This is a genomic window from Patescibacteria group bacterium, from assembly GCA_041661505.1.
Lineage (GTDB): Bacteria > Patescibacteriota > Patescibacteriia > Patescibacteriales > JBAZCA01 > JBAZCA01.
The window spans coordinates 120,861-138,590 of the sequence record JBAZUF010000003.1; the positions used below are offsets into that span (position 1 = coordinate 120,861).

Genomic DNA, 17,730 nt, shown 5'->3' on the forward strand with positions numbered 1-17,730 from the left:
TGCTAGTGTGCGGATCGTTCAATCATTTATGAATACCGAAATTTTGAAAGATAAAGTGATTTTAATTACCGGCGGAACCGGGTCGTTTGGCCGGGGTTTTGTAGAATTTTTACTCAAGAATTCGGAAGCCAGAAAAATAATTATCTTCAGCCGCGACGAATTGAAGCAGTTTCATATGGAAAACGAATTGCGCGAATATAGCGACCGGCTAAGATTTTTTTTGGGAGACATCCGGGACAAGGACCGGCTCCAGCGCGCTTTCCGGGGGGTGAATATCGTCATCCATGCCGCGGCCTTAAAGCAGGTGCCTACTTTAGAATATAACCCCTTTGAAGCGGTAAAAACCAATATCATCGGCTCGCAAAACGTAATTGAAGCCGCCATTGACCAGGGCGTGGACAAAGCAGTGTTTATTTCTACCGACAAGGCGGCCCAGCCGGCCAATCTTTACGGCTCAACCAAGCACTGCGCGGAAAAACTTTTCGTTAACGCCGGCTCTTACTCCGGCGGGCGTACGACTTTTTCTTCCGTCCGTTACGGCAATGTGATTGGGAGCCGGGGAAGCATAGTCGAAGTATTGATGAAGAACCGGAATTTGGAAAGAGTGAGGGTTACCCACGCAGAAATGACCCGGTTTTGGATTACCCTGGATCAGAGTTTCGGGCTGGTCCTTTTTGCCCTGGAACATATGCGCGGCGGGGAAATTTTTATTCCCAAAATTCCCAGCATGAAATTGATTGATCTTTTTGAGGCATTAGCGCCAAACGCAGTAAAAGAAATAGTCGGCATCCGGCCAGGAGAAAAACTCCATGAAGCGCTAATCACCGCCGAGGAGTCCCGCCATACATTAGAACTCGATAATCATTTTGTGATTCTTCCCGAGTTTAAAAAGACCCCCCATACTGACAGGGTAATCGGTGAGCGCTACGGCCATTTTTTTGAAAAGGGAAAAAAATTGCCTGAAGACTATTGCTACTTAAGTAATAATAATCCCCATGTGCTCACCCCGGAGGAGTTCCGGCAAATCGTTAATGACTTATTCTCAAGCCTATAATATGATTCCTTACGGCCGCCAGTCAATCGATAAAAAGGACATAGAGGCAGTGCTTAGCGTATTAAAATCGGCTTGGCTCACCCAAGGGCCGAAGGTTTTGGAGTTTGAAAAAGCTTTAGCCGAATACTGCGGGGCTAAATTCGCGGTCGCGGTTTCAAACGGAACTTCCGCCCTGCATCTGGCCTATCTGGCCGCCGGCATAAAAAAAGGCGACGAGGTAATTACTACCCCAAACACTTTTGCCGCCACCTCGAATATGATTTTAGCAGTTGGCGCCAAACCGATTTTTTCCGACATCCGCCTGGATACTTATAATATTGACGAAAAAAAAATCGAGAAAGCAGTGAAAAAAAACACCAAGGCGATTGTTCCGGTGCATTTTGCCGGCCAGGCCTGTGAAATGGAAGTGATTAATAAACTGGCTAAAAAGAAAAAGCTAATGGTTATTGAGGATGCCTGCCACGCCCTTGGAGCCAAATATAAAAATAGTAAAATCGGCCGTTGCAAGTTTTCCGATATGGCGGTTTTTAGCTTCCACCCGGTTAAAAATATAACTACCGGCGAAGGCGGAGCGATAATGACCAACAGCGAGGCATTATATAAAAAGCTTGTTTCCCTGCGAAGCCATGGCATTTATAAAGACTCTAAAGGGAAAAACGTTATGGTAGAGCTCGGGTATAACTACCGCATTACCGATTTCCAATGCGCGCTAGGCCTTTCCCAACTAAAGAGGCTGGACCGGATGGTGCGGGAAAGAAGAAAGATTGTTGGATGGTATAAAAAAGAAATGGCCGGAATAGAAGAAATTATATTGCCCAAGGAATTGGCCGGTAATTATTCCGCTTGGCACATTTACGTGATTAGAGTAAAAAATGCCCGGCTGCGGGACAAACTGTCGACCCATCTGAAAAGAAAGGGGATTGGAGCGAATTTTCATTATCCGGCGGTTTATTCGCATCCATATTATAAAAAACTCGGATATAAGAAAAAAGGAATGGCGAATGAAGAAGTTTACCAGAATTCCTGCATTACTCTGCCGTGTTTTGTCGGTTTAACTAGAAAAGATGCGGGTTATGTCGCAAAGACCATTAAAGAATTTCTCCATGAAAAACACTAATATAATTATTGCCGGCTTCGGCTCAATCGGCCAAAGGCACTACAAAAATTTAAAAACCCTGGGCTATAAAAACCTTTGGGTTTATGATCCATACATAAGCCAGCCAGGCAGAGAGGTGAAGCTGTTAAAAAAGTTAGATGAGAAAGAGCTAAAAAGCTTTGATATCGCTTTTATATGCAACCCCAACCAGCTTCATGTTGAAGCGGCATTAGCCTGCGCTAAAGCCGGGTGCCATTTATTTATTGAAAAGCCGTTATCACATAAACTGGAGAATGTAGAAAAATTGGCTAAAATTTGCCAAAAAAACAAATTAGTAAATATGGTTGCCTGCAATATGCGTTTTCATCCGGCCCTGAAATTTATAAAAAAATACCTGGAAGATGGTAAAATCGGCAAAATTCATAGCCTGCAGCTACAGACCGGCTATTTTCTTCCTTTCTGGCGCCCAAATTCCGATTACCGAAAAAATTATGCCGCCAAGAAAAAGACCGGCGGCGGCATAATTTTAGACGGGATTCATAATTTTGATTTATTATTCTGGCTAAACGATTTTAATAGGGTAAAAAAATCCAGTTTAGTGTACGACCGGGTAGGGAGCTTGGAAATTGAGACTGAAGATAATTTTGTGGCCGGTTTTGTATTTCAAAATAAAGTTATGGGGTCCGTAATCGGCGACTATTTGCAGAAGGCTTATTCCTGGACAGCAAAAGTAGTCGGGGAGAAGGGAAACCTCGCTTGGGATTTTAAAGAAAATATAGTCTGGCTCGCTGACGAAAAAGGAAAAAATAAATTATGGTCAATAAAAAATTACGACCCAAACAAGATGTACGCGGAAGAAACAAAATATTTTCTAGACTGCGTTAGATCCAGGAAAAAAACTTTTAATGATATTACACGGGCGGCTGACGTATTAAAATATTGCCTAAAGTGAGTTGTATAAAAAATGTGTACAGACAGTTAGATGGAATTCTCATTTGTTTTTCATCGCGCTGTGCCCGTTTACTACGTTATGAAAGATAAAGTGCTATGCATAATCCAGGCAAGGATGGGGTCAAGCCGCTTGCCGGGAAAGGTGCTTTTGGACCTGGCCGGCGAGCCGGTTTTGGCCCGAATTATTGAAAGGGTGAAAAAGTCCAAGTTAATCGATAAAATAATAATTGCCACGAGCGGAAAAAAAGACGATGATGAAATCGACCGCCTGGGAACAAAGCTCGGCATAGATGTCTTTCGGGGAAGCGAGAACGACGTGCTGGACAGGTATTATCAGGTGGCGAAACATTACGGTTATGGGCACATCGTCCGCGTAACCGGCGACTGCCCATTAATTGATCCGGGAATAATTGACGAAGTTATCAGCTTATACCGCCTGGAAGACGTAGATTACGCGACTAATGTCATACCGCCGACTTACCCGGATGGCTTGGACGCAGAAATTTTTTCTTTCGCGGCTTTGGAAAAGGCCTGGAGGGAGGCCAAGCTCAATTCCGGCCGGGAGCACGTTACGGTTTATATGTGGCAGAACCCCGGCAAATTCAAGCAAGCGCATCTAAATAATAGCGTTGATTTATCGGCCAAGCGCTGGGTCCTCGACAATCCGGAAGATTACGAGGTAATGAAAAGTGTGTATGAAAAATTGTATGCTAATAACCCCGAGTTTAGAATGAAAGATTTGCTTATGTGGTTTGGCCTGCATCCGGAGATTGAAGATTTAAACAAAAAAATCGGACGGAACGAAGGCCTGGCCAAGTCATTAAAAGAGGATAAAATTATAGATAACTAATAATAACCGAATATGAATTTCACGCGCTCAAACCAATTATTAAAAAAGGCGAAAAAATTAATCCCCAACGCCACCCAAACCCTTTCTAAGGGCTATAAGATGTTTACCGAAGGCGAGTTTCCCTTGTTCGTTTCCAAAGCCAAAGGATGCTATATTTGGGACGCTGACGGCAACAAATATATCGACTATACCTGCGCGCTCGCGCCGATAATCCTCGGCTACAGCGTTAACGAGATAAATTCTGCCATCAAAAAACAGCTGGAAAATGGGATTACTTATTCGCTTCCGCATAAGCTGGAAGTAGAATTGGCCGAAAAGCTTATAGAAATTATTCCTTGCGCCGATATGGTGCGTTTCGTGAAGAACGGCGTTGACGCGACTTCGGCGGCGGTGCGCATTGCCCGGGCTTATACCGGAAAAGAAATAGTCTTGCGCGGCGGCTACCACGGCGCCCAAGACTGGTATTTGGCTTCGCAGCCGCCCCAGGATTTAGGCGTGCCGAAAACGATGAAGAAGTTAATCGACATTTTTAAATATAATGACATTAAGGATTTTAAAGCGAAAATAAATAAGCACAAAGGAAAAATTGCCGCCGTCATAATGGAGCCGGTGCCGATGGCTGATCCAAAACCAGGTTATTTGGAAGAAATAAGAAGGATAACCAAAAAAGAGGGAATAGTATTAATTTTTGACGAAATCGTAACCGGCTTCAGAATGTCTTTGGGCGGCGCCCAGGAATACTACGGAGTCATTCCGGATTTGGCTTGTTTTGGCAAAGCCATGGCTAACGGCATGCCCATCTCTTGCGTCGTGGGGAGCCGAAAAATCATGGAAAAAACCGAAGAGGTTTTTGTTTCCACTACCTTTGGCGGCGAAACTTTGTCCATGGCCGCCAGCCTGGCCACCATTGATTTCATTATAAAAAATAAGGTAATAAAACACACCTGGAAGGTCGGCGGAATACTATACCGCGGCCTGGAAGCCCTAATAAAAAAATACGGGATCAAAGCCCATTTAATCGGCCAGGAATTTAAATTCAAATTGATCTTTGACAATCCGGACAAAACAGAATCAACTGCCAAGAAATTATATTTTCTCCAGCAGTCGGCCTACCGCGGCGTGTTCTGGGGCACAGTAATTACTTTTAACTTTAGCCATAAAGAAAAAGACATAAAATTTACTCTGAAAGCAGCCGAGGAAGTGTTTAGGAAAATGAGGGCGTTAAATGATGACGAAAACGAGATAAAAAAATTGGTTAAAGGAAAAATTCCGGTTAACAAATTTTTAAGAGACCAAAGATGAAAGTATCCATATTCCAGCCAACTTATCTGCCCTGGCTCGGATTTTTTAAGGTGATTGATTGGGCCGAAACGTATGTCATTTTAGACCACGTCCAGTTTGAGCATCACTCCTGGCAGCACCGCAATCGGATAAAAGGCCAAAACGGGGCGCTAACTCTAACCGTCCCGATCGTGAGAGAATTCGGACAAAACATAAATAAAGTAAAAATTTGCTATGATAAAAATTGGATAAAAAAGCATTTAGATTCAGTACGGATGAATTATTCCAAGGTACCGTATTTTCAAGATTTTTATCCGCTTTTGGAGAGTTATTATGCCAATCCGCCGGAAAAGCTCATCGACTTGAATCTGCGGATAATAAAAGGGCTGTGCGAATATTTAGGCATTAATACTGAATTTGTCCTTTCATCCGGACTTGGCGCAGGAGATTTAAGAAAAAATGAATTATTAATCGACATTTTAAAAAAAACTCGCGCAGCCGAGTATCTCTATGCGGCCGGAGCGGCCGAGTATATGAACGAGGCGAAGGCCCTATATGAGGCCGCCGGCATAAAGCTCATTCCGCTAGAGTTTGAACATCCGGTCTATAATCAGCCGCACGGCGGGTTTATTTCCCATCTTTCGATAATTGATATAATATTTAATTTGGGGAAAGAAAAAACTATCGAAATAATTAAGGAAATAAAATTATAATATAAAAAATCATATATGGAAATACAAAAATCCCAAGAAGATAATAATGAGGCCAAGAGAAAATTGAATTACTTAAGTTTTATTTATAATGCCACCCACCCCAACCCGGCCGCGGCCAGCCCGCCGCACCAGGTTTATATTGAAATGACCAATGTCTGCAACTTGCGCTGCCTGCATTGCCCGCAAAGCACTATGCGCAGAAGGCCGCAATATATGGATATGGGGCTTTTCGAAAAAGTAGTAAAAGATTTAGCGCCGGGCTTGCCCTTTGTTGACTTGTATATGCAAGGAGAATCACTTCTTCATCCGAAAATTGTTGAAGCCGTAAAGATTTGTGCCGAAAACGGATTAAAGCCCCGGATTACGACCAACGCCACTTTGTTAACCAAAGAGCTGTCAAAAAAATTGATCGGAGCCGGACTAAATAAAATCGAGTTTTCTTTGAGCGGGGTAACCAAAAAGACTTATGAAGAAATGCACCGGGGGGCGATTTATGAAAAAACTTTAAACAACATTTTGGATTTTTTGGAGTTAAACGCCGAAGCCGGCTTTCCGGTTCATACCCGGCCGGTTTTTGTTGAAGAGGAAAAAACCAAGGCCGATAAAGAGCGATATTTATATTTATTTTCTAAGCTGCCTTTAGATGATGTTTACGTGAGCCCTCTAATTAATATGTTTGGCTGGAACAAAGAGATAAATTTAAACCCTTTTAAATCAAAGCCGAGGGAAGAATGGCCGGTCTGCAAATGCCCTTGGCGGCAATTCGGCATAAACGCCGATGGCAGCGTCCGGGCCTGCATTTTTGATTACGATTCGCGCTATCTAATCGGCGACGCCAACGAATCGAATGTCTTAGAACTGTGGAACGGCGAGGCTATGCAGAAATTCAGAAAAACCGTTATCGACCGGCGTTATGAGGATTTTGACAAGCCGGGATTGCCTTTATGCACCGAATGTTCGCAAATTTGGCCAACCGGCGACGATTCGCGGGATACGACCCAGTGGCCGAAAGATTTTGTGAAAGAAATGGAGCACTTTTTTTCGAGCCACGAGCCCCTAATGAAAGCCAAATACGCCAAAACCGGAGAGAAAGAAAAAAAATGGGGATATTTGAAGAATCATCGGGCCCAATGGATGGACGAAGCGCTGGGGAATTGATGTGCGGGAAATCCGATGCCAACGATAATAACGCGTAGAGTTATGCAGGCCGGATTGGCCAGTAAGATTATGAAAAACCTAGTAATTAAAACGCCAAGAGGAGAAAGGATTATCGGCCCGGGCCAACGCGTCTTTATTATTGCCGAAATGTCGGGGAACCATAACCAGTCAATCGATCGCGCTTATGAAATTATTGACGCGGCGGCCGAAGCCGGGGTGGACGCGATAAAACTGCAGACTTATACCGCGGATACCATTACCATCAATTGCGATAATGAATATTTCCGGATTAAAGAAAGCGAACTTTGGTCCGGCCAAACCTTATATGAGCTTTACCAAAAAGCCTATACGCCTTGGGATTGGCAGCCCAAGCTGAAAGATTACGCGGAAAAAAAAGGTTTAATATTTTTTTCTACGCCTTTTGACGAAACCAGCGTGGATTTTTTGGAAAAGATGAATGTCGGACTATATAAAATTGCGTCGCTGGAAATCGTTGACATTCCGCTTTTAAAGAGGGTGGCTAAAACCGGCAAACCGGTGATAATGTCCAGGGGAGCGTCAACTATAGCGGATATTGAACTGGCTTTGAAAACCTTGAAAGAAAACGGATCCGGGCCGGTTGCGGTTTTGCATTGCTTAAGCTCTTATCCGGCCGAATCCGAAACCATGAATTTAAAAACCATCAAAGATATCATGGAGAAGTTTGATGTCGTGAGCGGTTTATCCGATCATTCTTTGGATAGGGAAGTTGATATCGCCTCAATCGCTTTGGGCGCCTCTATAATCGAAAAACATTTTACTCTTTCGCGCGAGGAAGGAGTAGACGCATCCTTCTCGCTTCTGCCGAAAGAAATGAAGGAATTGGTGAAAGCAATTAGAAAAACCGAGGATGCCTTAGGAGAACCATTTTACGGAACAGCAAAAGGCGAAGAAGAAAGCGTTCTTTTCAGAAAATCGCTTTTTGTTGTTTTAGATATTAAGAAGGGGGAGAAGTTTACCAAAGATAATATCCGTTCTATCCGGCCGGGGCAAGGCCTCCATCCTAAATATTATGAAGATATTCTGGGAAAGGCCGCCAAAAATAATTTGGTTAAGGGAACGCCATTATCCTGGGAATTAGTTGAAAAATAATATGAGGGTACTCTTATTCGCTCTAACCGGTTTTGGCAATAAAGTGATTGACGCGTTATTAGCCGAAGACTGTGAACTAAAATATTTGTATACCCGTCCTGAAGCCGGGCCTTTTCCTTTTTATGAAGAAAAAAATATTTCCCAATACGCCGAAGAGTTAGGTATAAAGGCCGTTGATGATTTTAACTGGGAAGACGTAAAAAAAGTGATTAGCGGCTACTCGCCTGAACTTTTGCTGGTTGCGTCTTTTCACCGGGTGATTCCGGAAGAAATTATCAAGCTAGTGCCTTTTTGCGTTAATTTTCACCCTTCTCTTCTTCCTAAATACCGAGGCCCGACGCCGATTGACTGGGTAATTTTCAATAAAGAAAAAAAAACCGGAATAACCGCCCACTGGCTTACTAAAGGGCTGGACGAGGGAGATATCTTAATACAAAACGAGCTTTTAATAGAGGAAGGCGAGACCAAGAATGGCTTATTCGAAAAATTAGCGATTTTAGCGGCCAAAACCAGCCGGCAGACTGTAAGAAAATTAAAAAGCGGGAATACGAGCGCTACGCCCCAAGACGCGTCCCAGGCTACGTATCAGCCTCGTTTTGACGCTAATCAAATAAAATGATCAAACGCGGTTTAAAACTTTGGACAACTAACCAGGGAGAAGTAATATCCGAAGCCAAGGAGTTATTAGACCTTGGCAGGGTTGATTTTTTAGAATTATATTACCATCCCGATTCAAAAGATTGGTCGAGATTTAAAATTTTCCGGGGAAAAATGGTTACAATCCATGCCACCCATTACGACCACGGGTTTGATTTAATGTCGTTAAACGAGGGAATGCTGGAGATCTATAAGGATAAGATTTTGCCCTTGGCCGATTATTTCGAGTCGCCCTATATCATCCTTCACCCAGGCGTGCGCGGCAATAAGGAGAAATTTTCAGCTAACCTGGATAGGCTATACGACCAAAGGCTGATAATTGAGAATATGCCGAAAGTTTCTCTGGACGGGCAGAATTTTTTCGGCTATTCCTTGGATGAGTTAAAGTGGATAAAGGAAGAAAAAGAGATAAATTTTTGCCTGGATATCCCCCACGCGATTGTAAGCGCCAACCGCCAGAATATTGATTATAAGAAATTCATTGATGACTTGGCGCTGGAATTAAAGCCCGCGTATTTTCATATCAGCGGCGTCAATATTAAATCAAAAAAGGACGAGCATTTAAATCTTTGGGAAGCCGATTTTGATTTAGCCTGGGTAAAATCAACCCTGGAAAAAGAGGCGGAAAATAAAGAAGTCTTTTTAGTATTCGAAGTGCCCAAAGTCGGAGCCAGCCTTAAAAATGATTTAAAGAATATTGAGTATTTTAGAGATATTTAGGGCAAAAAAATTATAAAAAAACTTTATTGCGGCAGAAATGTTTAACCCGCGGCCTAGATAGGTCCCGAGCCATTACCGCCCGCCGCGGGATAAGACCGTAGCGATGGTTTTTAGAAGAATGGACAGGTCCAAATAGATGGACTTGTTTTTTATATAGAAGAGATCATATTGGAGTTTTTTTAAGCTATCCTCGTAAGAAGGCGAATGGTATTCGCCGGAAATCTGGTCCCAGCCGGTAACCCCGGGCTTAACCAGCATCCGTTCCCGGTAAAAAGGAATCTTTTTTTCGAGCTCCGAAATTAATTCCGGCCGTTCGGGGCGGGGGCCGACAAAACTCATCTCGCCCCAAAGGATGTTAATCGCCTGGGGAATTTCGTCAATCCGAGTTTTTCGCATGAACCTTCCGAACCGGGTCACCCGCGGGTCGTCAGCTTTGGTAGGCGAGCGGTCATTGCCTTCTTCGATCATGGAACGGAATTTAAGCATTCGGAATTCTTTACCGTTTTTTCCGGCTCTGGGCATCCGGATAAAAACCGGCCCCCGGCTTTCTAGTTTGATGATTATGGCGATTAAAAGCCAAAAAGGAAGAGTGGCGATTAAGATGGCAAGCGCCAGAAGCATGTCATAAGCCCTTTTTTGCCAGTCAAACCAATTTTTTCTGCCTTCGCTTAAATTTTCTAAAAACCACATTTGGCTGATTTCCTCCAGCGGGACTTTGCCGGTAAGCTGTTCGTAAAAATTAGCAAGGCTTACGTATTTAATATTTAAGGGCAGGCAGTCAAAAAGCGCCGCCCGCAGGCCATCGGACTCATAAGGATTGGATGCAAAAATCAAAGTGGAAATTTTGTAATCCAGCGCCGCGCTTTTCAGCTGGGTGATGTCTTTTAAAGAGGGGATGCCGGGCTGTCCCGCGCCTCCGTCGACAATAAATTTTATTTCAAAGCCAAGTTGCGGCCGGGCGGAAAACAGTCCGATTAATTCCTTGGCCTGATTTGATAAGCCGATTAAAGCCAGATTATTTTTCGGCAATTGGGATTTTAAAAGCCAATTATAAATCCGGCGCCAAAGAATAAAGACCAGGACATAGATAACGATAAAAAGAAGGAGATTTCTTTTGGGAGAAATTCCGACGGCCGGCATGGCATAAAAGAATCCGACAGAGAGGAGGGAAGCAATTCCAAGGCTCTGGAACATTTTCCGGTAAAGCTGGGCGCTGTTCACGGCGGCGTATAAGTCATAAAGTCCGGAGATGTAAAAAATCAGCACCCAGCCAAAAAACATAAAGCTAAAAGGGGCGAAGTGGGCTTGCCAGATGTTCTCGGTCGGGAGCGCCAAATACCGCAGACCCAAGGCTAGATACAGGGCCAGATAAAGAAACAGGATGTCGCCGAAAAGGAGGACAAATTTTTTAAAACGAGTATTCATGCCCTTAAATTACCATGTTTTTGGCTAAAAATCAAGGATATTTGGCGCCTGCCAGCCAGGGCTAAAAAGGCGGTCTTTAGCTCTTGACTTATTTCTTAAAATATTTTAAAGTAGAGTGTTTATATCCCAAGAGACTGGGGTGTAATGTGTTCGCTTAAAAAAAGCAAAAATTTAAGGCAAAACCTTTTAGTCCTGCTAAAAATGAATTGAAAAACGGCGGGTCGGATGCTACACTGAATTTATGCCAAAAACAAAAGACGCAACAAATTGGCCCCTGGTGGGCAATGAAAAGGTCGGAAATTTTCTTTTAAAAAGCCTCCTAAAAGGAAGCCTTTCCGGCGCTTATATCTTTTCCGGCCCGGGCGATTTAGGGAAAACCACGGCCGCCAAATTTTTCGCCAAAGTTTTACTTTGCGAAAATGTTTCCAAACCGAATGCCAAACTGCCCTGCGAGATTTGCCCGTCCTGCAAAAAAATGGATATCACCCCCCGCTCCGAGGGCAGGGGAAAATCCGGGCAAGACGGGAGGAAGGGCGAAGTCCGGGAAAAAGAGAAAATCGACCTGTCCGGCCGGCACGGAGATTTGCTTATTATAAAAAAAGATCCGGAGAAAAAGAATATCTCCATCGGGCAAATCCGGGAGTTTATAAGAAGGATGAGCCTTGGGTCATTTTTAGGCAACTACAAAGTAGGAATAATAAAGGACGCGGATTATTTGAGCCAGGAAGCTTCAAACGCCCTTTTGAAAATTTTGGAAGAGCCGAAGAAAAAAGTCGTAATTATTCTTACGGCGGCGGATCTGGATAAAATTTTGCCGACCATAATCTCCCGATGCCAGGTTCTTAATTTTTCTCCGGTGAAAGCCAGCCTGATTCATGACTACCTGATCAAAGAGCGGGGCATCGGAAGAAGCCAGGCGAAAAATCTTTCCCGGCTGTCCTTAGGCCGTCCGGCCTTGGCCTTAAAATTCCTTGAAGGAAAAAATTTTCAGGATGAATATTTGAAAGTCGCCGGTTCGTTTTTAAGAATCTTGCCGGCCGATTTAAACGAACGCCTCCGGGAAGTTGACGGCTGCTTTAAAAAGAAAGAAACCGGCCAAGATTTGGTTAAGTCTGCCGAACGGATTCTCGATATCTGGCAGGGCCTGGCGCGCGATTTGATTTTAGAGGAGCGCGGCTTAAGCGACTTAATCCAGCACGAAGCCTTAATCGACGAAATCCGGGCGGCGAGAAAGCATTTAGACTTATTAAAATTAACAAAACTTCTGGCCCAGATAAAAAGAGGGCGGGAATATATAAACGCTAACGTTAATCCAAAGCTTGTCCTGGAAGAAATCGTTATCAATATTTAATATGAAATTGGAAGCGAGAAAATACAATACAATAATAAAAAGAGGGGCTATGCTTTTGGTATTATCGGGAATGGCAATGTCTCTTTCCGGCTGTTCCGTTGTTTATAATGCCCAAGGGCTTACGCCTGATAATGACGGCGGAGTTTTTAAATCGGCCAACAAAGGCAATACCTGGGCCCAAAAGACCCTTTTTGCCAGCTTAGCCGGCAAAGCCTTAAACATCCGGGGACTTGACGTCAATACCTTGGAAATGGATCCCAGCGACCCTTTGACCCTTTACCTCGGCAGTTTGGAAAACGGCCTTTATTATACTTATGACCAGGGCGAAACTTGGCAGGCTTCAGGCCGGCTAGGTAAAATTAAGGTTAATTCATTAGCCGTTGATCCAAACTCTAAGTGCGTCCTTTACGCCGCCACTCAAAATCAGCTATATAAATCCACTGACTGCGGCCGTTTTTGGGATCAGGCCTATTTTGATAATGACCCGAGCATCCAGGTGAGCTCGGTAGCGGTAAATCCCGGCCAAAGCGCCCAGATTTTTATCGCAACCAGCCGCGGAGAGGTAATTAAGAGTGCTGACGCGGGAAAAACCTGGCGGACCGCCGGCCGGCTGGAAAAGAATATTTTAAAAATCGTTATCAGCCCCCAGAGCCCGAATATTATTTTTGCCGGTACAGCCAGCAACGGCCTTTTCCGGTCAAAGGACTATGGTGAAAGCTGGGAAAACTTAAACAGCCGGTTAAAGGAATTCCAGGACAATAATCAGTTTAGGGACTTGTCTTTTAGCCGTTCCGACTCCGGTACAGTGTTTTTGGCCAATCATTACGGCCTGTTAAAATCAACCGACAATGGCGATAACTGGACTAATATAAAACTGATTACGCCGAAGGAGGCCGCTACCATTAACGCCATCGCCGTTAATCCGGCGAAATCAAGCGAATTATATTACGTCACTAATACTACTTTCTACCACTCGACTGACGGCGGCGAAAACTGGTCTTCAAAAAAACTGCCTGGAAGCCGCATGGGCTGGAAGCTCGTAATTGATCCTGATAATCCGAACACCGTCTATCTGGGAATGAAAAAGAAGTAATGGTATAATGTTAATGGTCGGTTAATAATTAATTATTATGATTATATCCCGGGATATAATCTCATTCGCTTGCCCCGCGAAGACGGGGTTCGCCCATATCAATTATGAACAACCATATCCAGGCCAAGCAAGGCGATCTAAAGAGCGCTATCGAATTTTTCAAAAAGGACATTTCCAACTTAAGGACCGGACGGGCCAACCCCTCAATTTTTGACGCGGTGGTGGTTGAGGCTTACGGGGTAAAAACTCCGATTGCCGGGCTGGCAAGCATTACAATTTCTGACGCTAAAAGCTTGGTCGTTTCCCCTTGGGACAAAAATGTTTTAAAAGATCTGGAGAAAGCCATCGTCGAAGCCAGCCTCGGCGTCGGCGTGGTCAATGAAGGCGACAAAATCCGGGTCAGCATTCCTTTAATGACTGAAGAGAACCGCAAAGACCTGGTTAAGAAATTAAATGAAAAGCAGGAAAAAGCCCGCATCGCCTTAAAAAAAGTCCGGGAAGAAATAAAAGATTCTATTGAAGGGGCGCTGGGTAAAAAGGAAATCTCCGAAGACGAACGCTTTAAATTCGTGGCCGAACTGGATGAGATTGTCCGCGATTATAACGAAGAGATAAAAAAGATTCGGGAAGAAAAAGAAAAAGACATCATGACCATATAAGCCTGCCGCGCCGTTTTTCGCCGGACCGGGCGAGGATCAGCCAATCGCCGCCCTTAGCTAAATAACCCGGCGATTTAATAATCAAAATAAATATGCTATTTACGATAATTATTTTCATTTTAGTATTGAGCGTTCTGGTTTTTGTCCATGAGTTCGGGCACTTTATCGTCGCCCGCCGCTTCGGGGTTAAAGCTGAAGAATTCGGCTTCGGCTTTCCGCCGCGGGGCTGGGGAATCTATAAATCGAAAAGCGGCAAATGGAAACAGGTTTTTGGCAATAAGCCGGTAACCGACGCGGTGGATACGGTTTATTCTTTAAACTGGATTCCCTTGGGAGGCTTCGTAAAAATTAAAGGCGAACTCGGGCCTTCGGACGGTTCGGTTCTAGGGGAAGTCCCGGAATTGGATGGCGGCGAAGACAGTTTTTGGAGCAAAAAAATCTGGCAACGGGTGCTAATCATCTCGGCCGGAGTGATCATGAACGTCATTCTAGCCGCCGTGCTTCTTTCTATCGGTTACGGGATCGGCTTACCCCAGGTTTTGGGAGAAAAATTAAGCTCGGGCGCCGTTGTTACCGGCGAAAAAATCCAGATTGTGGAAATCATGCCCAAGACTCCGGCCGAAGAAGCGGCGCTGCAAGTCGGCGATATTATTTTATCGGTTGAAGGGAATAAATTTACCGTTTACGAAGATTTGCAGGCCTTTGTTAATGAACGGCTGGGAAAACCGCTGAATTACAAAATCCAGCGCGGCGGAGAAATTTTTGACCGGCGGGTTACCCCAAAAATTCTAGGGGAAACCGGAAAGCCGGGTATCGGCGTCGGCATTGCCGAAACCGGTATCGTCAGCTACCCCTGGTACGAAGCGATTTATCAGGGAGCCAGAAGCGCTATCGAATTGATCGGCGTCATCATCATCGCTTTCTACGGCCTGATAAAATCGCTTTTGATGCATGAAGCGGTTTCGGGAAATGTCGCCGGTCCGGTGGGAATCGCGGTATTAACCGGGCAAGTCGCCCGGATGGGATTTGTTTACCTATTGCAGTTTACGGCCCTGCTTTCAATTAATCTGGCGGTCATTAACTTTTTGCCCATTCCAGCTTTGGACGGCGGCCGGGTGCTTTTCCTTATTATTGAGAAAATAAAAGGCAAGCCGGTCAAGAGGGAATTGGAAGCTATAATCCACAATATTGGTTTTGTAATATTGATGCTTTTTGTCCTCTTTATCACTTTCCAGGATGTAGCCGGTTTTAAAGACCAATTTATCCATCTTTGGCAAAGGGTAACGGGACTATAATTTTAAGCTTACTTTAGTCAGAAATGATTGATTTGCGGGTAAGAATGATATAGAATGTATATATGCGGACTATTTATCTACAATTCAGGGAGATAGCCGGGAAATTCAAACGCCGGCCGGTTGTGCATTGGGCTTTGTCCGGAAAAAGCGAAAAAAAAAGGCATTGGCGCACCCTGAATTACTTAAGCTTCCTAAACCGGGTTGACCGGCTGTCAGAAGGGTTAAGGCAGCTTGGGGTTAAGCCGGGCGATCGGGTTGCCCTAATGTGCGAAAACGGACCCGACTGGCTCGCCTCTGATTTAGCTCTAAACCGCCTTGGCGCCGTCAGCGTACCTATTCATACGACTTCAAATAAGCCGCTCATCGAGTATATTTTAAAAGACTCCGGGAGCGGTTTTTTAATTGCTTCCAATACTTGCATAAAAAAGAATTTTGAAGCGATAAAAGAAGCCGCCGAAAAATTGAAAGTGATTGTTGTAAGCCGGGAAGAGGGCTGGAGGGAAGAATTGGGAAAGGAGTTCGCCTATTTTGACGATTTATTAAAAGACGAGGCTCAAGGGGAAATTGCCCGGGAAGAGCTGGCGAGTATCATCTATACTTCCGGCACTACCGGCGAGCCCAAAGGGGTGATGCTTACCAACGAGAATTTGCTTTCCAATATTGAGGCGGCTTTGGAAAAAATAAAAATATTTTCTTCAGACGTATTTTTGTCGATACTGCCGGTTTCGCATGTTTTGGAACGGATGGCCGGAAATTACGTTCCGGTTTTAACCGGCGCGTCGATCGCTTATGCTCCGAGCATCAAAGAGCTGGCGGGGAGCCTGGCCGAGTCTAAACCGACGGTAATAATCGGAGTGCCGAAGATATTTGAAAATAGCTATGAGAAGATAGTTTCCGAAATAGAGAAAAAAAACAAATTTATAAAAAAGTTTTTTTACCGCTCCTTAAAGCGCGATCAGCCGAACTGGGTGAAAATAATCGCCGATAAGCTGATGTACTCAAAAATAAGAAAAAAATTCGGCGGCCGGCTGCGTTTTTCGATTTCCGGCGGGGCGGCTATAAACGAAAGGATAATTAAGTTTTTCGGGAGAATCGGAATTAAGATAATCGAAGGCTACGGGTTGACCGAAACCTCGCCGATAATCGCCATGAATACAGTAAATGATATCCGGGTCGGAACGGTCGGCCGTCCGGCAAGCGGAGTAGAGGTAAAAATCGCCCCGGACAAGGAGATTCTGGTCAAAGGAAAAAACGTGATGAAAGGGTACTGGAATAAAAAAGAATTGACGGACGAAGTGCTTAGCGCCGAAGGCTGGTTTAGAACCGGCGATTTAGGCTTTTTGGACCGCGATAATTTTTTAACAATCATCGGGAGGAAAAAAGAAATCCTCGTAACTTCCAACGGAAAAAATATTTCGCCTGAAAAAGTGGAAGCGATAATAAATCTAAGCCCGATAATTTCCCAGAGCCTGGTAATCGGGCACAAAAAACCTTACCTTGCCTGCTTGGTGGTGGCGGACAAGAAACAGCTTTGTGAAAAATACGGAGAAGGCTGTGATGTTAAAGCGGTGATGGAGAAGGAAATTGACCATATTAACCACCAGCTCATGTCCCACGAAAGGATTAGGAAAATCGAGATGATCGAAAAGCCTTTTACGATTGAAGAAGAGGAATTAACTCCGACCCTTAAGGTGCGCCGAAGCATTATTGAGCATAAATATCATAGATTGATAGAAAGAATTTACAGCTGATTTTCCAGTTAGGACAAAAAGTTCAGGGTCTGTCAATTTTGACCAGACTCTTTTTTTGACCTATGATACTATTACATTAAGAATAGTTTTTTCTTTATAAAAAATAATGAAACTAATCATAAAAAAGAGCCAACTTTCGCTAAATCCTGAACAGTTTTTAAGGCGGGCGGGGTATGGGTTCATTGAAGACCGGAGGCGCGGCCAGCAAAGCTTTGTCCGGCGGTTAGGCAGCGGGTTCTATCCCCGGCTTCACATGTACGTTGAGAGGGAAGGCGACAGTGTGTCCTTTAACCTGCACCTGGACCAAAAGCAGGCCAGCTATTCTGGTTCGCATATGCATAATGCCGAATATGGCGGAGCAATTGTGGCGGGCGAAATGGAACGGATTAAAGGCCTTTTGAGGCAAGAAATGACCGGCGCTCCGGATACAGCCTCGCGATCTGGAACGGAAAATAAAAAAATCGCGTATGATAAGAAGGAAGAGGGGTGGTGGAGGAAAATATTTAATTGAGCATCCATGAGTCCTGGTAAAATGCCGTGGCCTA

Annotated in this window: 17 protein-coding genes; 16 read left to right on the plus strand and 1 reads right to left on the minus strand. The window is 44.3% G+C overall.

The genetic code is table 11. The features are described 5' to 3' along the window. The first annotated feature begins 28 nt into the window (after positions 1–28). From pseB to WC715_04120, 10 genes are all read left to right on the plus strand, one after another. Positions 29–1,054, plus strand: a complete 1,026-nt coding sequence (pseB, locus tag WC715_04075; GenBank protein MFA6171597.1) for a UDP-N-acetylglucosamine 4,6-dehydratase (inverting) — start codon at positions 29–31, stop codon at positions 1,052–1,054. Then, the gene (pseC, locus tag WC715_04080; protein ID MFA6171598.1) at positions 1,032–2,171 is read left to right on the plus strand and encodes a UDP-4-amino-4,6-dideoxy-N-acetyl-beta-L-altrosamine transaminase; all 1,140 of its coding nucleotides are present in this window, start codon (positions 1,032–1,034) and stop codon (positions 2,169–2,171) included. Before pseB ends, pseC begins: the two co-directional genes overlap by 23 nt. Next, the gene (locus tag WC715_04085; GenBank protein ID MFA6171599.1) at positions 2,158–3,102 is read left to right on the plus strand and encodes a Gfo/Idh/MocA family oxidoreductase; all 945 of its coding nucleotides are present in this window, start codon (positions 2,158–2,160) and stop codon (positions 3,100–3,102) included. Before pseC ends, WC715_04085 begins: the two co-directional genes overlap by 14 nt. A 78-nt stretch (positions 3,103–3,180) precedes the next feature. After that, positions 3,181–3,951, plus strand: a complete 771-nt coding sequence (locus WC715_04090; protein MFA6171600.1) for a glycosyltransferase family protein — start codon at positions 3,181–3,183, stop codon at positions 3,949–3,951. A gap of 12 nt (positions 3,952–3,963) precedes the next feature. Continuing rightward, positions 3,964–5,253: an aspartate aminotransferase family protein gene (locus WC715_04095; protein ID MFA6171601.1), complete on the plus strand. Its 1,290-nt coding sequence runs from the start codon at positions 3,964–3,966 to the stop codon at positions 5,251–5,253. After that, positions 5,250–5,945: a WbqC family protein gene (locus tag WC715_04100; protein ID MFA6171602.1), complete on the plus strand. Its 696-nt coding sequence runs from the start codon at positions 5,250–5,252 to the stop codon at positions 5,943–5,945. Before WC715_04095 ends, WC715_04100 begins: the two co-directional genes overlap by 4 nt. 15 nt (positions 5,946–5,960) lie before the next feature. Then, complete coding sequence (locus WC715_04105; GenBank protein MFA6171603.1) at positions 5,961–7,103, plus strand: radical SAM protein; 1,143 nt, start codon at positions 5,961–5,963, stop codon at positions 7,101–7,103. A gap of 69 nt (positions 7,104–7,172) precedes the next feature. Further along, on the plus strand, positions 7,173–8,234 hold the full coding sequence (gene pseI / locus WC715_04110) for a pseudaminic acid synthase (GenBank protein MFA6171604.1): 1,062 nt from the start codon (positions 7,173–7,175) through the stop codon (positions 8,232–8,234). 1 nt (position 8,235) lies between these two features. After that, a complete protein-coding gene (locus tag WC715_04115) occupies positions 8,236–8,853 on the plus strand; it encodes a formyltransferase family protein (protein ID MFA6171605.1) in 618 nt (205 codons plus the stop codon). Beyond that, complete coding sequence (locus WC715_04120) at positions 8,850–9,611, plus strand: TIM barrel protein (protein ID MFA6171606.1); 762 nt, start codon at positions 8,850–8,852, stop codon at positions 9,609–9,611. The genes WC715_04115 and WC715_04120 overlap by 4 nt, the downstream gene beginning before the upstream one ends. A gap of 72 nt (positions 9,612–9,683) precedes the next feature. Here WC715_04120 and WC715_04125 read toward each other — a convergent pair whose 3' ends face one another. Next, positions 9,684–11,036, minus strand: a complete 1,353-nt coding sequence (locus WC715_04125; GenBank protein MFA6171607.1) for a sugar transferase — start codon at positions 11,034–11,036, stop codon at positions 9,684–9,686. Between the two features lie 241 nt (positions 11,037–11,277). On the opposite strand from WC715_04125, the gene WC715_04130 reads away from it, so the two are divergent. From WC715_04130 to WC715_04155, 6 genes are all read left to right on the plus strand, one after another. Then, entirely contained in the window at positions 11,278–12,387 is a 1,110-nt protein-coding gene (locus WC715_04130; protein ID MFA6171608.1) for a hypothetical protein, read from the plus strand. A 1-nt stretch (position 12,388) separates the two neighbouring features. Continuing rightward, entirely contained in the window at positions 12,389–13,480 is a 1,092-nt protein-coding gene (locus tag WC715_04135; protein ID MFA6171609.1) for a YCF48-related protein, read from the plus strand. A 104-nt stretch (positions 13,481–13,584) separates the two neighbouring features. After that, on the plus strand, positions 13,585–14,139 hold the full coding sequence (gene frr, locus WC715_04140) for a ribosome recycling factor (protein ID MFA6171610.1): 555 nt from the start codon (positions 13,585–13,587) through the stop codon (positions 14,137–14,139). Positions 14,140–14,231: 92 nt separating this feature from the next. Continuing rightward, complete coding sequence (rseP, locus tag WC715_04145) at positions 14,232–15,434, plus strand: RIP metalloprotease RseP (GenBank protein MFA6171611.1); 1,203 nt, start codon at positions 14,232–14,234, stop codon at positions 15,432–15,434. A gap of 62 nt (positions 15,435–15,496) precedes the next feature. Next, positions 15,497–17,185 (plus strand): AMP-dependent synthetase/ligase, encoded by a 1,689-nt coding sequence (locus tag WC715_04150; GenBank protein MFA6171612.1) that lies wholly within the window; start codon positions 15,497–15,499, stop codon positions 17,183–17,185. 106 nt (positions 17,186–17,291) lie between these two features. Next, positions 17,292–17,696: a hypothetical protein gene (locus WC715_04155; GenBank protein ID MFA6171613.1), complete on the plus strand. Its 405-nt coding sequence runs from the start codon at positions 17,292–17,294 to the stop codon at positions 17,694–17,696. Positions 17,697–17,730 lie beyond the last annotated feature (34 nt).

Coding starts and splice junctions, on each gene's coding strand:
- WC715_04085 (MFA6171599.1), top strand. CDS start 2,158: ATGAAAAACACTAATATAATTATTGCCGGCTTCGGCTCAATCGGCCAA.
- WC715_04130 (MFA6171608.1), top strand. CDS start 11,278: ATGCCAAAAACAAAAGACGCAACAAATTGGCCCCTGGTGGGCAATGAA.
- WC715_04155 (MFA6171613.1), top strand. CDS start 17,292: ATGAAACTAATCATAAAAAAGAGCCAACTTTCGCTAAATCCTGAACAG.
- WC715_04090 (MFA6171600.1), top strand. CDS start 3,181: ATGAAAGATAAAGTGCTATGCATAATCCAGGCAAGGATGGGGTCAAGC.
- frr (MFA6171610.1), top strand. CDS start 13,585: ATGAACAACCATATCCAGGCCAAGCAAGGCGATCTAAAGAGCGCTATC.
- WC715_04135 (MFA6171609.1), top strand. CDS start 12,389: ATGAAATTGGAAGCGAGAAAATACAATACAATAATAAAAAGAGGGGCT.
- WC715_04105 (MFA6171603.1), top strand. CDS start 5,961: ATGGAAATACAAAAATCCCAAGAAGATAATAATGAGGCCAAGAGAAAA.
- WC715_04125 (MFA6171607.1), bottom strand. CDS start 11,036: ATGAATACTCGTTTTAAAAAATTTGTCCTCCTTTTCGGCGACATCCTG.
- WC715_04095 (MFA6171601.1), top strand. CDS start 3,964: ATGAATTTCACGCGCTCAAACCAATTATTAAAAAAGGCGAAAAAATTA.
- WC715_04150 (MFA6171612.1), top strand. CDS start 15,497: ATGCGGACTATTTATCTACAATTCAGGGAGATAGCCGGGAAATTCAAA.
- pseB (MFA6171597.1), top strand. CDS start 29: ATGAATACCGAAATTTTGAAAGATAAAGTGATTTTAATTACCGGCGGA.
- pseI (MFA6171604.1), top strand. CDS start 7,173: ATGAAAAACCTAGTAATTAAAACGCCAAGAGGAGAAAGGATTATCGGC.
- pseC (MFA6171598.1), top strand. CDS start 1,032: ATGACTTATTCTCAAGCCTATAATATGATTCCTTACGGCCGCCAGTCA.
- WC715_04120 (MFA6171606.1), top strand. CDS start 8,850: ATGATCAAACGCGGTTTAAAACTTTGGACAACTAACCAGGGAGAAGTA.
- WC715_04115 (MFA6171605.1), top strand. CDS start 8,236: ATGAGGGTACTCTTATTCGCTCTAACCGGTTTTGGCAATAAAGTGATT.
- rseP (MFA6171611.1), top strand. CDS start 14,232: ATGCTATTTACGATAATTATTTTCATTTTAGTATTGAGCGTTCTGGTT.
- WC715_04100 (MFA6171602.1), top strand. CDS start 5,250: ATGAAAGTATCCATATTCCAGCCAACTTATCTGCCCTGGCTCGGATTT.